Annotated in this window: 15 protein-coding genes; 6 read left to right on the top strand and 9 right to left on the bottom strand. The window is 68.9% G+C overall.

The window, feature by feature from the left end; genetic code table 11:
- Positions 1–57 precede the first annotated feature (57 nt).
- Complete coding sequence (locus tag AC2YHA_RS15705) at positions 58–990, top strand: LysR family transcriptional regulator (protein WP_487402356.1); 933 nt, start codon at positions 58–60, stop codon at positions 988–990.
- Between the two features lie 113 nt (positions 991–1,103).
- On the top strand, positions 1,104–1,817 hold the full coding sequence (ctrA, locus tag AC2YHA_RS15710; protein ID WP_487402357.1) for a response regulator transcription factor CtrA: 714 nt from the start codon (positions 1,104–1,106) through the stop codon (positions 1,815–1,817).
- 67 nt (positions 1,818–1,884) lie between these two features.
- On the opposite strand, the gene AC2YHA_RS15715 is transcribed toward ctrA, so the two are convergent.
- From AC2YHA_RS15715 to AC2YHA_RS15725, 3 genes are all read right to left on the bottom strand, one after another.
- Positions 1,885–2,526, bottom strand: a complete 642-nt coding sequence (locus tag AC2YHA_RS15715; RefSeq protein ID WP_487402358.1) for a PilZ domain-containing protein — start codon at positions 2,524–2,526, stop codon at positions 1,885–1,887.
- Positions 2,527–2,652: 126 nt separating this feature from the next.
- Positions 2,653–3,294 (bottom strand): PilZ domain-containing protein, encoded by a 642-nt coding sequence (locus tag AC2YHA_RS15720; RefSeq protein ID WP_487402359.1) that lies wholly within the window; start codon positions 3,292–3,294, stop codon positions 2,653–2,655.
- Positions 3,295–3,429: 135 nt separating this feature from the next.
- Entirely contained in the window at positions 3,430–5,121 is a 1,692-nt protein-coding gene (locus AC2YHA_RS15725; RefSeq protein ID WP_487402360.1) for an amidohydrolase, read from the bottom strand.
- Positions 5,122–5,192: 71 nt separating this feature from the next.
- Between AC2YHA_RS15725 and AC2YHA_RS15730 the strand changes: the two genes are divergently transcribed.
- Positions 5,193–6,017 carry a DUF4163 domain-containing protein gene (locus tag AC2YHA_RS15730; RefSeq protein WP_487402361.1) on the top strand — a complete coding sequence of 275 codons (825 nt, stop codon included), beginning with the start codon at positions 5,193–5,195 and terminating at the stop codon, positions 6,015–6,017.
- Positions 6,018–6,174: 157 nt separating this feature from the next.
- On the opposite strand, the gene AC2YHA_RS15735 is transcribed toward AC2YHA_RS15730, so the two are convergent.
- Positions 6,175–7,041 carry an NAD(P)-dependent oxidoreductase gene (locus tag AC2YHA_RS15735; RefSeq protein WP_487402362.1) on the bottom strand — a complete coding sequence of 289 codons (867 nt, stop codon included), beginning with the start codon at positions 7,039–7,041 and terminating at the stop codon, positions 6,175–6,177.
- 54 nt (positions 7,042–7,095) lie between these two features.
- Between AC2YHA_RS15735 and AC2YHA_RS15740 the strand changes: the two genes are divergently transcribed.
- Both AC2YHA_RS15740 and AC2YHA_RS15745 read left to right on the top strand, forming a co-directional pair.
- The gene (locus AC2YHA_RS15740) at positions 7,096–8,340 is read left to right on the top strand and encodes a threonine ammonia-lyase (RefSeq protein ID WP_487402363.1); all 1,245 of its coding nucleotides are present in this window, start codon (positions 7,096–7,098) and stop codon (positions 8,338–8,340) included.
- A 332-nt stretch (positions 8,341–8,672) separates the two neighbouring features.
- Entirely contained in the window at positions 8,673–9,455 is a 783-nt protein-coding gene (locus AC2YHA_RS15745) for an arginyltransferase (protein ID WP_487402364.1), read from the top strand.
- A 171-nt stretch (positions 9,456–9,626) separates the two neighbouring features.
- Here the strand turns inward: AC2YHA_RS15745 and AC2YHA_RS15750 are convergent, their stop codons facing one another.
- Complete coding sequence (locus tag AC2YHA_RS15750) at positions 9,627–10,232, bottom strand: thioredoxin family protein (protein WP_233783954.1); 606 nt, start codon at positions 10,230–10,232, stop codon at positions 9,627–9,629.
- 14 nt (positions 10,233–10,246) lie between these two features.
- Positions 10,247–12,256: a protein-disulfide reductase DsbD family protein gene (locus AC2YHA_RS15755; RefSeq protein ID WP_487402365.1), complete on the bottom strand. Its 2,010-nt coding sequence runs from the start codon at positions 12,254–12,256 to the stop codon at positions 10,247–10,249.
- Between the two features lie 78 nt (positions 12,257–12,334).
- Here AC2YHA_RS15755 and AC2YHA_RS15760 point away from each other — a divergent pair, with 78 nt between their 5' ends.
- A complete protein-coding gene (locus tag AC2YHA_RS15760; RefSeq protein ID WP_487402366.1) occupies positions 12,335–13,966 on the top strand; it encodes an alkaline phosphatase family protein in 1,632 nt (543 codons plus the stop codon).
- Between the two features lie 155 nt (positions 13,967–14,121).
- Here AC2YHA_RS15760 and mmsB read toward each other — a convergent pair whose 3' ends face one another.
- Genes mmsB through AC2YHA_RS15775 form a run of 3 tightly spaced genes read right to left on the bottom strand, consistent with a single transcriptional unit; the run spans position 14,122 to position 16,822 of the window.
- On the bottom strand, positions 14,122–15,009 hold the full coding sequence (mmsB, locus tag AC2YHA_RS15765) for a 3-hydroxyisobutyrate dehydrogenase (protein ID WP_487402367.1): 888 nt from the start codon (positions 15,007–15,009) through the stop codon (positions 14,122–14,124).
- A gap of 2 nt (positions 15,010–15,011) precedes the next feature.
- A complete protein-coding gene (locus AC2YHA_RS15770; protein ID WP_487402368.1) occupies positions 15,012–15,785 on the bottom strand; it encodes an enoyl-CoA hydratase in 774 nt (257 codons plus the stop codon).
- Positions 15,782–16,822 carry an enoyl-CoA hydratase/isomerase family protein gene (locus AC2YHA_RS15775; protein WP_487402369.1) on the bottom strand — a complete coding sequence of 347 codons (1,041 nt, stop codon included), beginning with the start codon at positions 16,820–16,822 and terminating at the stop codon, positions 15,782–15,784. The genes AC2YHA_RS15770 and AC2YHA_RS15775 overlap by 4 nt, the downstream gene beginning before the upstream one ends.
- Positions 16,823–16,960: the final 138 nt, after the last annotated feature.

Here is a 16,960-nt window from a genome sequence, read left to right on the forward strand (position 1 = left end):
CTGGATCGCGTAAATGGAAACGTTGGAAACAGATTGTTTCTGCGCTAGCCTCTTCGGATGCGCCTTCCCGATTTCGAAGCCTGGGCGGTGTTCGCCTGTGTGGTCGAGCACCGCTCGTTCAGCGCCGCGGCCGAGGCGATCGGCGTCAGCAAGGCGACCGTCTCCAAGGCGGTGGCACGACTGGAGGCGTCGCTCGGCACGACATTGTTCCACCGCACCTCGCGCCGGCTGTCGCTGACCGAGAGCGGCAAGGCGCTCGCCGAACGCGCCCAGCGCATCCTCGCCGAGGCGCAGGCGGCCGAGGAGGCGGCGCACGATGCGGCAACCGCGCCGGCCGGGCTGATCCGCGTGGCGGCGCCGCTGGCGTTCGGCATCCGCTATGTGGCCAAGGCGGTCGCCGATTTCCTCGCGGCCTATCCGGCGGTGGAGATCGATCTTCGCCTGTCCGACGCCAAGGTCGATATCGTCGCCGAGGGATTCGACATCGCGCTGCGCATCGCCGACCTGCCCGACAGTTCGCTACGCGCCCGCCGGCTGGCGCCGATCGCGGGGCGGACGGTGGTGGCGCCCTCCTATCTCGAGAAGCACGGCACGCCGCGCCACCCCGCCGAACTCGGCGAGCATCTGTGCCTGCGCTACGCCAATCTCGCCCAGCCCAACCTGTGGCATTTCCGCAAGGCCGATGGGGAGGAGGCGGCGGTGCGCCCGCACGGCCCCCTTCTCACCGACAGCGGCGACGCGATGCTGCCGACCCTGCGCGCGGGCCTCGGCATCGCGCGGCTGCCGGATTTCATCGTCGACGAAGACCTTGCGCGCGGGACGCTGGTCGAGATCCTGCCGGAGTGGGCGACGATGGGCATCGCGCTCCACCTGCTGACGCCGCCGAGCGCGCTCCGCCCGGCGCGCGTCGAGGCGCTGATCGAGCATTTCGCGACGGTGTTCAGGACATTGTGCGCCGCCCCGCTCAGCACCCCGCGACTCGCCGGTTAACTCCGGTTAGGGGGAAATTAACCTTTTGCCTTCAGACACGCTTAGGTTAATGCTTCGCCTCAATGCGCAGCGGCCGAGGGGGGCCGTTGTCGTCCGGGCAAGGGGACCAACGGATGCGCGTGCTGCTGATCGAAGACGAGCCGACGACCGCGAAGGCGATCGAGCTCATGCTCAACACCGAGGGCTTCAACGTCTACACGACCGATCTGGGCGAGGAAGGCTTGGATCTCGGCAAGCTCTACGACTACGACATCATCCTGCTCGACCTCAACCTGCCGGACATGCACGGCTATGACGTGCTCAAGAAGCTGCGCGTCGCGCGCGTGCAGACGCCGGTGCTGATCCTGTCGGGCGTCAGCGAGATGGACAGCAAGGTGCGCTCGTTCGGCTTCGGCGCCGACGACTATGTCACCAAGCCGTTCCACCGCGAGGAGCTGATCGCGCGCATCCATGCCGTGGTGCGCCGGTCGAAGGGCCATTCGCAGTCGGTGATCCGCACCGGCAAGCTGGCGGTGAACCTGGACGCCAAGACCGTCGAGGTCGACGGCGCCCGCGTGCACCTGACCGGCAAGGAATATGCGATGCTGGAGCTGCTGTCGCTCCGCAAGGGTACCACGCTCACCAAGGAGATGTTCCTCAACCATCTCTACGGCGGCATGGACGAGCCGGAGCTCAAGATCATCGACGTCTTCATCTGCAAGCTGCGCAAGAAGCTCAGCATGGCGACCGACGGCGAGAACTACATCGAGACCGTCTGGGGCCGCGGCTATGTGCTGCGCGATCCGGAGGATCAGGTGGTGGCGATGCCGGACACGCAGGTCGCCTGATCGCATTCTCCGCAAGGACGCTTCAAAAGGGCCGTCGCTTCTTCACCGAAGCGGCGGCCCTTCCCGTTCAGGCCCCGACCGGATATTCGGCCGCCCAGCGCGCGAGCGTCTCCAGCGCGAGCGGGCGGTCGAAGCGCACGCCCGCGCGGCGGCCGTCGCACCAGCGGACGACGCCTTCGAGGATCGGCAGGCCGGCGATACGGAGCACCACCGGGTCGTCGACCGCGGCCCATTCGGCGGCATCCACCTTGGCGCCGCCTTGCGAGATGTCGTGCACCAGCACCGGCCGATAGACGATTCCGCAGCGGATCAATGCCGGTGCGCTGACCGCCAGGCGTGGCTGGCGCGGCACCGGGCCGTCCGGCGGCTGGGCCGCGCCCGCGAGCAGCCGCTCGACGTCGATATGCTCAGTGAATTGAATGCCGGCATCCCTGCCCCGGACCCAGCGAATGTGGCCGGGGATCGTCGGTCCCGCCTTGAGCTCGATCGCCACCTCCTCTCCCACCGCGATCGGCGCATAGAGGCGTGCCATTGCTCCACCGGCCGAGATGTTGCGGATCAGGCAGAGCCCCTCGCGGCCGCCGCAGACGATGCGGGCGGCGCGGAATATGGTGGCATAGCGCTGGTCGGCGCGACGATCGCACAGCGCAGGCACGCGTCCGGGGCCGCTGAACAGCGCCACTCGACGGTCCTGGCGTAGCTCGTCCATCCGCGAAGCCTTTCCCGTGGCTCCGCGCTGCCGGCGGTCAGCCGGAGCCTGGCTCGCAAAACTCGGTTTCGTACCCTGCCGGAACCTTAAGCAAGGCTCCGAAATCGCGCGATCCGCCGACGGCCGCTATTGCGAGCGCTCGGTCTCCGCCGCCCATTTGGCGAGCGTCTCGAGCGGAAGCGGCATCTCGAAGGCGACGCCGGCGTGCTCCTCGTCGCGCCAGCGGACGATGCCGGTGAGCGGCGGCAGGCCAGCGACGCGGAACACCAGCTTCTGTCCCTGCTCGGTGGTCGGCAGCGCACGGAACTTGAGGCCGCCTTGGGAGATGTCGCACACCTGCACGGGATAGACGCGGACGCCGCTGCGCATCATCGCCGGCAGGCCCACGCCGAGCCGGGGTGCGCGCGGCTCGAACTGGCCGGCGACGTCGTCCTCCCCGGCCAGGAAGCGCACGATCTCCAGCTTCTCGTCGAACTCGACGCCGGCGACTTCGCCGCGCGTCCAGCGGACGATGCCGCTGAGCTTGCGGCCCGACTTGAACTCGATGACCACTTCCTCGCCGACACGCGCCGGCGAGTAGAAATGGGCCATGACGCCGCCCGAGGAGATGTTGCGGATGACGCACAGCTCGTCGCCGTGCGTGCGCACCACCTTCGCCACGCGCAGCACGGTGACGTGCCGGCGATCGCCGCGCCGTTCCGGGGCGGACGCACCATGACCATCGGCAGCAATGCCGCCGGGCGCGCTGTTCCTCAGATTCTCGAACACGGCCGATCCACGTGGTGACCGCGTACCCCGGGGGCCACCATTGGCTCCGGTTCGGACGCGATTACCGCAAACAAATTTTGTCGGTGAAAGATTAACGAAAAGTAAATTTCAGGCGAATCGCCTCCGGAAGTGGAATCATTTCCGCTCCCACACCTTCTCCCCGCCGACCCAGGTTTCGAGCACCTTGATCGCGCGCAGCTCGGCGGGGCCGGCGAGCGTCGGATCGCGGTCGACGATGATGAAGTCGGCGCGCATTCCCGGTGCGAGCGTACCGAAGCGGTCCTCGGCGAAGCCGGCATAGGCCGCGTCGGAGGTGAAGGCCTTCCACGCCGCCTCTCGGCTCAGCTTCTCTTCGGGACGCCAGCCACCCGCCGGCTCGCCCTTGGCATCCTCCCGCGTGATCGCGACCGCCCAGCCGACGAAGGGATTGGGGCTCTCGACCGGATAGTCCGAACCGAACGCCAGCCGCGCGCCCGTCTTCTGGATCGAAGCCCAGGCATAGGCCCCGCCGAGCCGCTGCGGCCCCAGCCGCGTCTCGGCCATCCGCCAGTCGCTCGCCTCGTGCACCGGCTGCATCGAGGCGATGGTGCCGTGCTTGCCGAACTTAGGGAGGTCGAGCGGGTCGACGATCTGGGCATGCTCGATGCGCCAGCGGCGGTCGCCCTTGTAGGTGTTCGACAGCTCCTCGATCGCGTCGAGCACCTGCTGGTTGGCGCGGTCGCCGATCGCATGGACCGCGATCTGGAAGCCGTCCATCGCGCCGCGGCTCATCATGTTGAGCAGCTGGTCGTCCTTGAGGAAATTGAGGCCGGTGTTGCCCGGCGCGTCGGCATAGGGCGCCTTGAGCCACGCCCCGCGCGAGCCGAGCGCGCCGTCGGCATAGAGCTTGATCCCGCCCATCCGCAGCCGATCGCCGTAGAGCCAGGGCGTCGGCCCGGTGCCGCCGACCTTGAGCGCGGTCTCCACCCCGCTGCCGTAGGACATGATGCGGATGCGCAGATATCCGGCATCGCCCATGCGGCGATAGACCAGCCAGTCGTCCAGGCTGGTGCCCATGTCGGCGGTGGCGGTGATGCCGAGGCTGAGCAGCGCCTCCTGCGCCTTCAGGAACGCCATGTTGCGGTCGAGCGGGGTCGGCGGCGGCAGCTTGGCCTCGATCAGCGCCTTGGCGGCGTCGACGAACACGCCGGAGGGCTGGCCGTTCGGCAAGCGCTCGATCCGGCCGCCGGGCGGATTGGGGGTCTTGGCGGTGATGCCCGCCTCGCGCATCGCCGCGCCGTTCGCCCAGCCGGCGTGACCGTCCGCGCGCTCCAGATACACCGGCTTGTCGGCGACCGCGGCATCGAGATCGGCGGCGGTGGGGAAACGGCCGAGACCCCACACCTCCTGATTCCAGCCGCCACCGACGATCCAGGCGCGCGTCGAATTGGCGGCGGCATAGGCGCGGACGCGCTGCTGCGCGTCGGCGAGCGAGGTCGAGCTGAACAGGTCGAGCTCCATCGCGCGCTTGCCGAGGTCCATGACATGGCCGTGCGCGTCGATCATGCCGGGGATGGCGACGCGGCCCTTCATGTCGGCGCGCCAGTCGAGCTTGTCGGGGCGCTTGTCGAACTTCTGGAGGAGCCGCACCACCTTGCCGTCGGGCGACATCAGAATGCCGGTGAAGCGGACCTGATGTCCGTCCTTGTCGAGCGTGACGCCGTCGACATTGTCGACCAGCGCGTCGGCATGGACCGGCACTGCGGCGAGGAGGGAGAGAGCGGCAAGGAAGGACGCGCCCCATTTGCGCGATCCGGTCGAATGCACGAAGCGGCTGGAGACCTGCATGGCTCCGCCATATGGTGAAGCCGGCGATTTGGCGAGAGTTTGACGAGAGAGCGATGCGAGCAACCCATTCGATGACCCTGATCCTGGCCGGATTGGCACTGACGGCGTGCGGCGGGAAAGCGCCTGCGGGCGGCAATGCCGCGAGCGCGGAAAGTGTCGCGAATGTGGCCGCCACGCCCGCCAACGTCACAGCCGCGACGCCGGCTCCGACACCCACGCCGACCGCTGCGGCGAGCGAGACCACGCTCAAGACCGAGGATTACAGCTTCACCTACAGCTATCCCGCCGCCGCGGCGGCGATCGTGCCGCTCCGCCTATGGCTCGAAAAGGATCGGGACGAGCTTCGCACCACCCTCGCCAAGGACAGCGCCGACGCCCGCGAGCAGAGCAAGAGCGGCGATTTCAGTTTCAATCCCTATGATTCGAGCACCGAATGGAAGGTGGTGACCGAAACGCCGCGCCTGCTGAGCCTTTCGGCGGAGATCTACGAATTTTCCGGAGGCGCGCACGGCAATCCGGGCTTCCGCTCGTTGGTGTGGGACAAGACCGCCGACCGCCGCCTCGACCCGGCGGAGCTGTTCACCTCGAAGGCGGCGATCCAGACGGCGATCGGGAATGCCTTCTGCAGGCGGATCGACGCCGAGCGCGCGAAGCGGCGCGGCGAAGCGGTGGATCGCTCCTCCGACGATCCGTTCAGCCAATGCCCCAAGGTCGAGGAGGCGACGCTGATCCTGGGATCGACGAACCGGCAGACGGTCGACCGGATCGGCCTGCTGGTCGGCCCCTATGTCGCAGGGCCCTATGCCGAAGGATCGTACGACGTGACGCTGCCGGTCACGCCGGCGCTGCTGCGTGCGGTGAAGCCGGAGTATCGGAGCGCCTTCGCGGCGCGGTAAGGGCAAGAACAGATTGATCCACTGTTCGTCACCCCGGACTTGTTCCGGGGTCCACTGGGCGGTCAGATGCTGGCTTCACGGTTCCAGCCGGGACCTCAACGCTGGTCCTTGCGGAGCAGTGGATGCCGGAACAAGTCCGGCATGACGGTTCCGTGCTTTACCGCGCAATCCGCCGCACCAGCGCGCTGGTGTCCTGGCGGCCGCCGCCCATGTGCTGCACCTCGGCGTAGAATTGGTCGACCAGCGCCGCGACCGGCAGCAGCGCGCCGTTCACTCGCGCCTCCTCCAGCGCCAGCCCCAGGTCCTTGCGCATCCAGTCGATCGCGAAGCCGAAGTCGAACTTGTCCTCGCCCATCGTCTTCCAGCGGTTGACCATCTGCCAGCTCTGCGCCGCGCCGCCCGAGACCGCCTCGAACACCTTGTCGAGATCGAGCTCGGCCGCCTGGGCGAAGCGGAGCGCCTCGCTGAGGCCCGCCAGCACTCCGGCGATCGCGATCTGGTTGACCATCTTGGTGGTCTGTCCCGCACCCGGACCGCCGACATGGACGATGCGGGAGGCATAGGCGTCGATGATCGGCCGCGCCGCCGCCATCGCCTCGTCCGAGCCGCCGCACATGATCGAGAGCGCGCCATTCTCCGCCCCCGCCTGACCGCCCGAAACGGGCGCGTCGACGACGAGCAGCCCTCGCGCCGCGCCCTCTTCGGCGAGCCGGCGGGCGATGATCGCCGAGACGGTGGTGTGATCGACGAACAGCGCGCCCGGCGCCATCGCCGCGAAGGCGCCGTCGGGGCCGAGCGTCACCTCCTCGAGGTCCGCGTCCCGCCCGACGCAGCTCACCACCACCTGCTTGCCCCTGGCGGCTTCCGCCGGCGTCGCGGCCAGGGTACCGCCATGCTCGGCGACCCAGGCTTCCGCCCTGGCGCGGGTGCGGTTGTAGACGGTGACATTGTGCCCGGCGGCGGCGAGGTGGCGGGCCATCGGAGCGCCCATCACGCCCAGCCCGAGATATGCGATGTCGGCCATATGGGCCGCATAAGCGGCATTCCCCCGCGGCGCCAGATGGTCTAGGCGGCTCCGATGGCTACTCGTCCCGTCCGCAGCTCCGAACCGCTTCCCGTCACCATCGAGGATGTCCGGGCGGCTGCGATGCGGATTCGGGGCGCGGTGGTGCGCACGCCGACGCTGCACAGCAAGACACTGAGCGACCTCACGGGCGCGACCGTCTACCTCAAGTTCGAGAACCTCCAGTTCACCGCCGCCTACAAGGAACGCGGCGCGCTCAACACGCTGCTCCAGCTCGATGCGGACGCGCGGGCGAAGGGCGTCATCGCCGCCTCGGCCGGCAATCATGCCCAGGGCCTCGCCTATCACGGCGCCCGGCTCGGCGTGCCGGTGACGATCGTCATGCCCAAGCCGACACCGACGGTGAAGGTGATGCAGACGCAGAGCCACGGCGCGACGGTGATCCTGGAAGGCGAGAGCTTCGACGATGCCTATGCCCATGCCCGCAGGCTGGAAGCGGAGCGCGGCTATACCTTCGTCCACCCCTTCGACGACCCGCGCATCATCGCGGGGCAAGGAACCGTCGCGCTCGAGATGCTCGAGGACGCGCCCGAGATCGACACGCTGATCGTGCCTATCGGCGGCGGCGGGCTGATCTCCGGCATGGCGGTGGCGGCCCGTGCGGCGCCGCGCGAGGTCCAGATGATCGGCGTCGAGGCCGAGCTCTATCCCTCGATGTACAACCGCCTCCACGGCACCAGCATGGCGTGCGGCGGCGACACGCTGGCCGAGGGCATCGCGGTCAAGGAGCCTGGGGTGATCACCTCGCAGTTCGTCGAGGCGCTGGTCGACGACGTGCTGCTCGTCAACGAACGGCGGCTGGAGGAGGCGCTGAGCCTGCTGCTCCAGATCGAGAAGACCGTGGTCGAAGGCGCCGGCGCCGCAGGGCTCGCCGCGCTGCTCGCGTTCGGCAGCCGCTTCCGCGGGCGTACGATCGGCATCGTGCTGTGCGGGGGCAACATCGACACGCGCCTGCTCGCCAACGTACTGCTGCGCGACCTCGCCCGCTCGGGGCGGCTCGCGCGCCTGCGCATCCGGCTGCAGGACCGGCCGGGCGCGCTCTATCATGTCGCACGCATCTTCGACCAGGAAGGCGTCAACATCATCGAGGTCTATCACCAGCGCGTCTTCACCTCGCTGCCAGCCAAGGGGCTGATCACCGACATCGAATGCGAGACGCGCGACCGCACGCATCTCGACCGGCTGATCGCGGCACTCCGGCAGGCGCATTACGAGGTGAGCCTGGTCGAGCTCGCCTGAGAATTGCCTGCCGTCATCCCGGCGAAGGCCGGGATCTCCATCGGCAGGCGAACGGCTCATGGCACGAGATCCCGGCTTTCGTCGGGATGACGGTCGGAAATATGAGTCGGACCGAATCATATCCGCGACGAAACGAGTCCCGCGACTCTTCCGCCCGAATCGCGATTCGGGCACATTATGGCGGGCGCGCCAGTTCCCCGTTTCGCGCGCCCACCTTCCCTTCGGCGCCTTGTTAACCCTCTTTCGTGGTAAAGCGCCTTTTCATCACGATTCCTCCGTATCATAGTAGCTTCCGAACAACGCATCGGGCGTTGGGTCCGGGGTTTGGATCGGTGACTGCACCTTTTCGTTTTCCGCGTTTCTTCGTCACCGCGCCCTCGCCGTGCCCCTATCTGCCAGGGCGGCAGGAGCGGAAGGTCTTCACCGAGCTCAACGGCCAGCACGCGAGTGAGCTCAACGACGCGCTCGGCCGGATCGGCTTCCGCCGCAGCCAGTCGGTCGCCTATCGCCCGAGCTGCGCCGGCTGCGCCGCCTGCGTCTCGGTCCGCGTCGTCACCGAGGGCTTCAAGCCCAACGCGACCCAGCGCAAGCTGCTGCGCCGGCACGAGGATCTGGAAGCCCACGCCTGCCGCCCCTGGGCGACCGACGAGCAGTTCCAGCTCCTGCGCCGCTACCTCGCGACGCGCCATCCCGGCGGCGGCATGGCGCAGATGGACGAGGGCGATTATGCCGACATGGTCGAGCAGAGCCCCGTCAACAGCTACGTCGTCGAATATCGCGAGCCCGCGACGGAGGGGAAACGCGGCCGGTTGATCGGCGCCTGCATCACCGACCGGCAGGCGGACGGGCTGTCGATGATCTACAGTTTCTTCGACGCCGACAATCCGGAGAGGCCGAGCCTCGGCAACTACATCATCATGGACCACATCCTGCGCGCACGCGATGCGGGACTCCCCTATGTCTATCTCGGCTATTGGGTGAAGGGGTCCGAGCGAATGGCGTACAAGACGCGCTACCGCCCGATCGAGGTTCTCGGCCCGAACGGCTGGGCCGCCTTCGACCCCGACGCCGACCCGGTCCCGCCGCATGCGCCGCGGGTGCGCGAGCTGGTTTGAGCGGCGAGGCCAAGAAAGAGAATCTTGTTCGCGCGGAGACGCGGAGATATACCGCCTGCTGCACCTTCAGCCGCGCCAGCGGCCTTTAGCCAGTCGATGAGGACAATGAGGTCTCGCTGACGCGAGACGGCACCGCTGGCGAGACATCTCCGCGTCTCCGCGTGAACCAGATCAGTCGGCGTACTTCACCGAACAGCCATAGGGCCGCGTCTCCGCCACCGACACCGGCTTGCCCGCCTTGAGCTCGCCCAGCGCCGCCAGCACATGATTGCGCGCGCCGGCGATGTCGCCGACGTCGGAGGTCGGCTTGTCGTCGATGCCGCCCTGATAGACGAGCTTGCCCGAGCCATCGATGATATAGATATGCGGCGTCGTCTTGGCGCCATAGCCCTTGCCGACCACCCCCTTGGGGTCGAGCAGATAGTCGGTCGGCGTCGCCTTCGTCTTCTTGACGAACGCCTGCGCCTCGGCGCCGGTCATGTAGCCCTGCTTGCCCGGCGCGCCCGAGTTGATCGTCAGCCACACCACGCCATCGGCGCGCGCGGCGGCCTGGGTCTTCTGCATGTTGCCGCTGTTGTAGTGCTTCTGCACGAAGGGGCAGCCGGGGTTGTTCCACTCGAGCACCACGGTCTTGCCGCGGAACTGCGACAGCTCGACGTTGCGGCCGTTCATGTCGGTCAGGCGGAAATTGCCGGCCTGGGCGCCGACGGTCTGCTCGGCGCCGGCGGGCACTGCCAGCGCCATGGCAACGGCCAGGGTTGCGAAAGCCAGTCTCATCCTGTCTCTCCCTATCAGCCCCCCGCCCGCTCGATCAGCATCGCCTGGGTCAGCACCTGCGGCAGCACCTCAGGCTGCGAGCCGCCGCGACCATACCATAGATAGAGCGGAACGCCTGCCCGATTATGCGCCTCGATGAAGCGGCCGAGCGCCGGATCGCCGTCGGTCCAGTCGCCGACCAGCACCGCGACCTTGCCCTTCGCCAGCGCGTCGCGGACGGCGGCGGTCTCGATCACCGCCTTCTCGTTGACCTTGCAGGTGAGGCACCAGTCGGCGGTGAAATAGGCGAACACCGGCCGCCCCTCCGCCCGTAGCTGGGCGAGGCGGGTCTCGGAGAAGGGTTCGGTGCCGGCTACCTCGGCTGCGGCCTGAGCCGGCGCACGCGTGATCATGGCGACACCGGTGAGCGCTGCGACCACGGCCACCGTGCCCGGCAACCACGCGAGCGCGCGGCCTTTCGCCTGTCTCAGCCCCGTCCACCACAGCCCCGCCGCCAGCAACGCCGCGGCGGCAAGGCCGATCGTCATGCCACTGACGCCGGCCTCTTGCCCCAGCACCCAGGCGAGCGCGAGCGCGGTCAGGAACATCGGCACCGCGAGGATACGCCGCAGCGTCTCCATCCACGGCCCCGGCTTGGGCAGGCGCCGGCGGAGTGCCGGGATAAAGCCGATCGCCAGGAACGGCAGCGCGAGCCCGAGGCCGAGGCCAGCGAACACGGTGAGCGCGCCCCACCATGGCAGCACTAGCGCGGCGGCCAACGCTGTGGCCATGAACGGGCCGGCGCACGGCGTCGCCACGAAAGCGGCGAGCGCGCCGGTGGCGAAAGCGCCGCCCTTGCCGCTCGCCGCAAGCCGATTGGCCATACCCGGCGCGCTCAGTTCGAACAGCCCGGCGAGGTTGAAGGCGATCGCCGTCACCAGCAGCAGCAGGACGAAGATCACGCGCGGGTCCTGGAGCTGGAACGCCCAGCCGACGGTCGCGCCGCCTGCCCTCAACGCCAGCAGGATCGCGCCGAGCGCCACGCACATCAGCACCACCCCGGCGGTATAGGCGAGCGCCTCGCCCCGCGCGCCCTCGCCGCCCGAGCGGGCGAGGCTCAACGCCTTGAGGCTGAGGATCGGGAAGACGCAGGGCATGACGTTGAGGATCAGCCCGCCAAGCACCGCCCCGGCGAAGGCCGCCAGCGCCGCGCCCCAGGCCATCGCCTGCTGCGGCGCCGCTACGGCACCCGGAGTTGCGCGAACCGAGAAGCCTTGTCCCTCGCCGGTCGCCAGCACGCCCTCGACCGCAGTGGGCCCGCCAGCCTTGGCCTTGGTCTCGACCACCAGCAGGTCGCCGTCGCGCGACACCTTCTGCGGGGCGGCATAGTCGATCGCGCCGTCGGTCAGCGGGAAGAAATAGACGTCCTTCGCTGGTGCACCGGCCGGGAAAGGCACGCCGAGGCGGAAGGTGCCGCCGTCGATCGCGAAGCTTGCCGGGCTACCCAGCGGCTTGGGCAGCGCCCGGCGCCAGCCGTCGAACTCAGCCCGGCGCTTGGGCGGGATCGCGCCGTCGCCGACGGTCAGCGCGGTCGCCAGCGTCGCGCTCTCGGGGACGCAGATCTCCTCGGTGCAGACGAGATAGTCGAGCTTGACCCCGATCGGCAGCCGCGTGCCCGCCGCGAGGCCGGCGGGGAGCTTCAACGTCACGAACTGGGTGAACGGCCCCTCGTAGACATAGTTCATCAGGCCCGCGATCAGCAGCCGGTGCGGCACCGGATATTGGATCGGCCCAACCGTCACGCCGGCGGGCAGCGTCCAGTGCGCCTCGGTCTCGACGCCGGCGTCCCCGGGGTTCTTCCAATAGCCATGCCAGCCCGCCTCCGGTCGCGAGACAAAGGCCAGCGTCACCTCGCCCCCCGCCGCCGGACGGTCGGTCTCCGCCACCAGATCGATCGCGATATGCCGCTGTCCCGGCGTCTGCGCGATCGCCGGAATGGCTAGCCAGGCAGCGAGCGTCATCAACACGAAAGAAACCAGCCGCATCAGCATCCGCGTCCTTGCCGCCCCGCTCCCGCTCCCTCATAGCGCGTCCCGCGCCCTTTGCACTTCCGGAGACTGGATTTGAAGCTCGCTCCCTTCGCCGCCCTGGCCGCGCTTCTCGCCACGCCGCTCGCCGCGCAGGAGGCGCCCCCGCCGCCGCCCGCTCCCAAGCTGATCGTGTTCATCTCGGTCGACCAGTTCTCCGCCGACCTGTTCGCCGAGTATCGCAACCACTGGACCGGCGGCTTCGCACGGCTGCTGCAGGGCGCGGTGTTCCCCTCCGGCTACCAGAGCCATGCCGCGACCGAGACCTGCCCCGGCCATTCGACGCTGCTGACCGGCGATCATCCGTCGCGCACCGGCATCATCGCCAATGACTGGGTCGATCTCAAGACGGCGCGCGAGGACAAGACCGTCTATTGCGCCGAGGACGAGAGCGTGCCGGGCAGCAATTCGAGCGCCTATACCGTCTCGGACAAGCACCTGCGGGTGCCGACGCTGGGCGAGCGGATGAAGGCGGTAAATCCCGAGAGCCGCGTCGTCTCGGTCGCTGGCAAGGATCGCGCCGCAGTGATGATGGGCGGCCACAAGGTCGACGAGCTGTGGTGGTGGAACGGCAAGGCCTATGTGAGCTACGCCGGCCGCACCGAACCGGCCGCGGTGACGCGCGCCAACGCCGCGGTCGCAAAGCAGATCGCGACGGAGCAGCCGCCGCTGGACCTCCCCGACTTCTGCAAGCCGCATGACCATGCGATCGCGATCGGGGCGGGCAAGACGGTGGGCACCGGACATTTCGCCCGGGCCGCGGGCAATGCCTCGGCCTTCCGCGCGTCGCCCGAGTTCGACGGCGCGACGCTGGCGCTGGCGGCGGCGCTGATCCAGGACATGAAGCTCGGCCGCGGCAGCGCGCCGGACATCATCTCGATCGGTGCGTCGGCGACCGACTATGTCGGCCACACCTATGGCACCGAGGGGGCGGAGATGTGCCTCCAACTCGCCTCGCTCGATCGCGACCTCGGCGATTTCTTCGCGATGCTCGATGCGACCGGCGTCGACTATGTGGTCGGCCTGTCCGCGGATCATGGCGGGCACGACCTGCCCGAGCGCAACCGCGAGGACGCCGCGCCGACGGCACAGCGGCTCGATCCTGCGCTCAGCACCAAGGCGGTGAACCAGATCGTCGCGACGCGGCTCGGCCTGTCCGGCCAGCTGCTGTGGGGCGGCCCCGCCGGCGACGTGTGGATCGACCCCAAGCTTCCCAAGGCGCAGCACGACCGCGTGCTCGCCGAGACGGTGAAGACGATCGCCGCCTATCCTCAGGTGCAGGCTGTGTTCACCGCCGCCCAGATCGCCGCCACGCCGCGCCCACACACGCCGCCCGAGACCTGGACGCTGCTCGAGCGGGCGCGTGAGTCCTACGATCCGGAACGGTCGGGCGACCTGGTGGTGGCGCTCAAGCCACGGGTCACGCCGATCCCCGACCCGACCAAGGGCTATGTCGCCACCCATGGCAGCTTCTGGGACTATGACCGCCGCGTGCCGATGCTGTTCTGGCGCAAGGGGATGACCGGTTTCGAGCAGCCGCTGTCGGTAGAGACCGTCGACATCGCCCCGACGCTGGGGGCGCTGGTCGGGGTCAGGTTCGCGCCGGGTGATGTCGACGGGCGCTGCCTCGATCTGGTGGCGGGACCGGCGACGAGTTGCCCGAACTGATCAAATCCTCCCCGAGCTCGCTCGGGGAGGGGGACCGTTCGCGCCAGCGAATGGTGGAGGGGAATGCGGCAGACGAGTCGTTCGTGGCCTTTCCCCTCCACCACTCGCCTTCGGCGAGCGGTCCCCTTCCCCAAGCAAGCTTGGGGAGGAATGGATCACTTCTCCCCCTTCTCCAGCATCCTGATGATGCCGGAGAAGTCCCGCCCTGCCTCGCCCATGTCGACGAAGCGCTGATAGAGCTCGGCCGCCTTCGCCCCCATCGGCGTGTCGGCGTCGACGCTCGCGGCGGCGTCCATGGCGAGGCGCAGGTCCTTGAGCATCAGCGCGGCCGCGAAGCCACCTTGATAGTCGTAGTCGGCGGGCGTCTCCGGGCCGACACCGGGCACCGGGGCATAGGTCGTCATCGACCAGCTCTGGCCCGAGCTGACCGAGGCGATGTCGAAGAACTTCTGCGGATCGAGCCCGAGCTTCCGGGCGAGCACGAACGCCTCGCAGGTCGCGATCATCGTCGCGCCGAGGATCATGTTGTTGCAGATCTTTGCTGCCTGCCCGGCGCCGTTGCCGCCGGCGTGGATCACCGCCTTGCCCATATCGGCCAGGAAGACCTCGGCCCGCTCGAACGCCGCCGCCGAGCCGCCGACCATGAAGGTGAGCGTGCCCGCATTGGCCGCGCCGATCCCGCCGGAGACCGGCGCGTCGACCGCCGTCAGCCCCTTGGCCGCGGCGGCGTCGGCAATGCGGCGGGCGGTGGCGACCTCGATCGTCGAGCAGTCGATCAGCAGCGCGGTCTTGGCCGCATTGCCGAACACGGCCTCCTCATAAACCTGTTCGACGTGGCGGCCGGCCGGCAGCATCGTGACCACCGCCTCGGCATCCTCGATCGTTGCCGCCGCGCTCTCGGCGGGGAGGCAGCCGGCCGACTTGGCGCGCGCCAGCGCCTCCGCCGACAGGTCGAAGGCGCGCACGTCATGCCCCGCCTTGGCAAGGTTGGCGGCCATCCCGCCGCCCATGTTGCCGAGCCCGATGAATGCGATGCGTGCCATCCCTACTTCCCCGTCCACTTGCCCGGCCGCTTTTCGACGAAGGCGGCCATGCCTTCCTTCTGGTCCGCGGTCCCGAACAGGCCGTGGAACAGCCGTCGCTCGAACTGCACGCCCTGGTGGAGCGTGGTCTCGAACGCGGCGTTCACCATCTCCTTGTTGGCGAGCACCGCGAGCGGCGCCATGCCGGCGATCGTCGTCGCGGTCTTCACCGCCTCCTCGACCAGCGCGGCCGCCGGCACGATGCGGCTGACCAGGCCGGCGCGCTCGGCCTCCTCGGCATCCATCATGCGGCCGGTCAGGCACATCTCCATCGCCTTGGCCTTGCCGACCGCGCGCGTCAGCCGCTGCGAGCCGCCCATGCCCGGCGAGACGCCGAGCTTGATCTCCGGCTGGCCGAACTTCGCCGTGTCCGCCGCCAGGATGAAGTCGCACATCATCGCCAGCTCGCAGCCGCCGCCCAGCGCATAGCCGGCGACGGCGGCGATCACCGGCTTGCGGGTGGCGGCGAACCGCTCCCAGCCGGCGAAGAAGTTGCTGCCGTACATGTCGGCGAAACCTTGGCGCTCCATCTCCTTGATGTCGGCGCCGGCGGCGAACGCCTTTTCGCTGCCGGTGATGACGGCGCAGCCCTGCCCCGCGTCGGCATCGAACGCGGCCATGGCGTCCAGCAGCTCGGCGAGCACCTGGCTGTTGAGCGCGTTCAGCGCCTGCGGGCGGTTGAGCGTGACCAGCGTGACGGGCCCGCGCTGTTCGACGAGGATGGTTTCGTAGCTCATGCCGGTGTCCAGGCCTCCTGTTCGGGCAAGGGTGCGAAGATCGCGTCGAGGAGATCGTCGGTGACGCCTTCCGGCGTCGCCGGGTTCCACTGCGGCGCATTGTCCTTGTCGACGATCACCGCGCGGACGCCCTCGATGAAGTCGGGGCGGGTGCAGACGCGGCTGGCGACGGCATATTCCTGGCGCATCTCGTCGGCGAAGCTCGCCATGCCGGCGCCCTCGCGCAGCAGGCGGAGCGAGACCTTCATCGTCTGCGGCGACTTGGCGTGCAGGGTCTCGAGCTGCTGGCGCGCCCATTCGCCGTCGTCCTCCGCCAGCGAGGCGAGGATGTCCTCCAGCCGATCGGAGGCGAACAGCCGGTCGACAGCGGTCTGATGGGCGACGATCCGCGCATCCGGCGCCGGCGCCGAGAAGCGGTCGAGGATCGCCGCGATCTCGCCCGGCGCCTCGGCGATGGCGGCCTTGGCCTCGTCGAGCCGCTCGCTCGGGAGATAGTGGGTGGCGAGGCCGAGGGCGAGGCACTCAGCACCGTCGAGCCGATGGCCGGTGAGCGCCAGATATTGCCCCATCCGCCCCTTGAGCCGCGACAGATACCAGCCGCCGCCGACATCGGGGAACAGGCCGATGCCGGTCTCGGGCATGGCAAGTTTGGTGTTCTCGGTCGCAACGCGGAAGCGGGCGGGCGCGGAGATGCCGACGCCGCCGCCCATGGTGATGCCGTCCATGAAGGCGACGACCGGCTTCGCATAGGTGAACAGCCGGTGGTTGAGGCGGTATTCGGTGAAGAAGAATTCGCGCGCCGCGCGGCCGTCGGCCTTGCCGCTCTCAGCGACCATGCGGATGTCGCCGCCGGCGCAGAAGCCGCGGCCTTCGGCATGGTCGATCAGCACCGCCTCGACCGCAGGATTCCCCTCCCACGAATCGAGCGCCTCCAGCATCGCGGCGCACATGCCGGTATTGAGCGCGTGAATCGCCTTCGGTCGGTTGAGTCGGATGCGGCCGGCGTGGTTTTCGGTGAAGGTCAGGACATCGGTCATCACTGCTCCTCGCCGGCACGGGGAGGGGGACCGCCGGCGCAGCCGGTGGTGGAGGGGGCCCTCCACTCACAAATCGCTCGGGGCCGGACCCCCTCCACCATGCTTCGCATGGTCCCCCTCCCCGTCCCGGGGAGGAGC

The sequence above is a fragment of the Sphingomonas sp. SRI_018 genome, from assembly GCF_057586275.1.

Coding starts and splice junctions, on each gene's coding strand:
- AC2YHA_RS15705 (WP_487402356.1), top strand. CDS start 58: ATGCGCCTTCCCGATTTCGAAGCCTGGGCGGTGTTCGCCTGTGTGGTC.
- ctrA (WP_487402357.1), top strand. CDS start 1,104: ATGCGCGTGCTGCTGATCGAAGACGAGCCGACGACCGCGAAGGCGATC.
- AC2YHA_RS15715 (WP_487402358.1), bottom strand. CDS start 2,526: ATGGACGAGCTACGCCAGGACCGTCGAGTGGCGCTGTTCAGCGGCCCC.
- AC2YHA_RS15725 (WP_487402360.1), bottom strand. CDS start 5,121: ATGCAGGTCTCCAGCCGCTTCGTGCATTCGACCGGATCGCGCAAATGG.
- AC2YHA_RS15730 (WP_487402361.1), top strand. CDS start 5,193: ATGACCCTGATCCTGGCCGGATTGGCACTGACGGCGTGCGGCGGGAAA.
- AC2YHA_RS15735 (WP_487402362.1), bottom strand. CDS start 7,041: ATGGCCGACATCGCATATCTCGGGCTGGGCGTGATGGGCGCTCCGATG.
- AC2YHA_RS15740 (WP_487402363.1), top strand. CDS start 7,096: ATGGCTACTCGTCCCGTCCGCAGCTCCGAACCGCTTCCCGTCACCATC.
- AC2YHA_RS15750 (WP_233783954.1), bottom strand. CDS start 10,232: ATGAGACTGGCTTTCGCAACCCTGGCCGTTGCCATGGCGCTGGCAGTG.
- AC2YHA_RS15755 (WP_487402365.1), bottom strand. CDS start 12,256: ATGCGGCTGGTTTCTTTCGTGTTGATGACGCTCGCTGCCTGGCTAGCC.
- mmsB (WP_487402367.1), bottom strand. CDS start 15,009: ATGGCACGCATCGCATTCATCGGGCTCGGCAACATGGGCGGCGGGATG.
- AC2YHA_RS15770 (WP_487402368.1), bottom strand. CDS start 15,785: ATGAGCTACGAAACCATCCTCGTCGAACAGCGCGGGCCCGTCACGCTG.
- AC2YHA_RS15775 (WP_487402369.1), bottom strand. CDS start 16,822: ATGACCGATGTCCTGACCTTCACCGAAAACCACGCCGGCCGCATCCGA.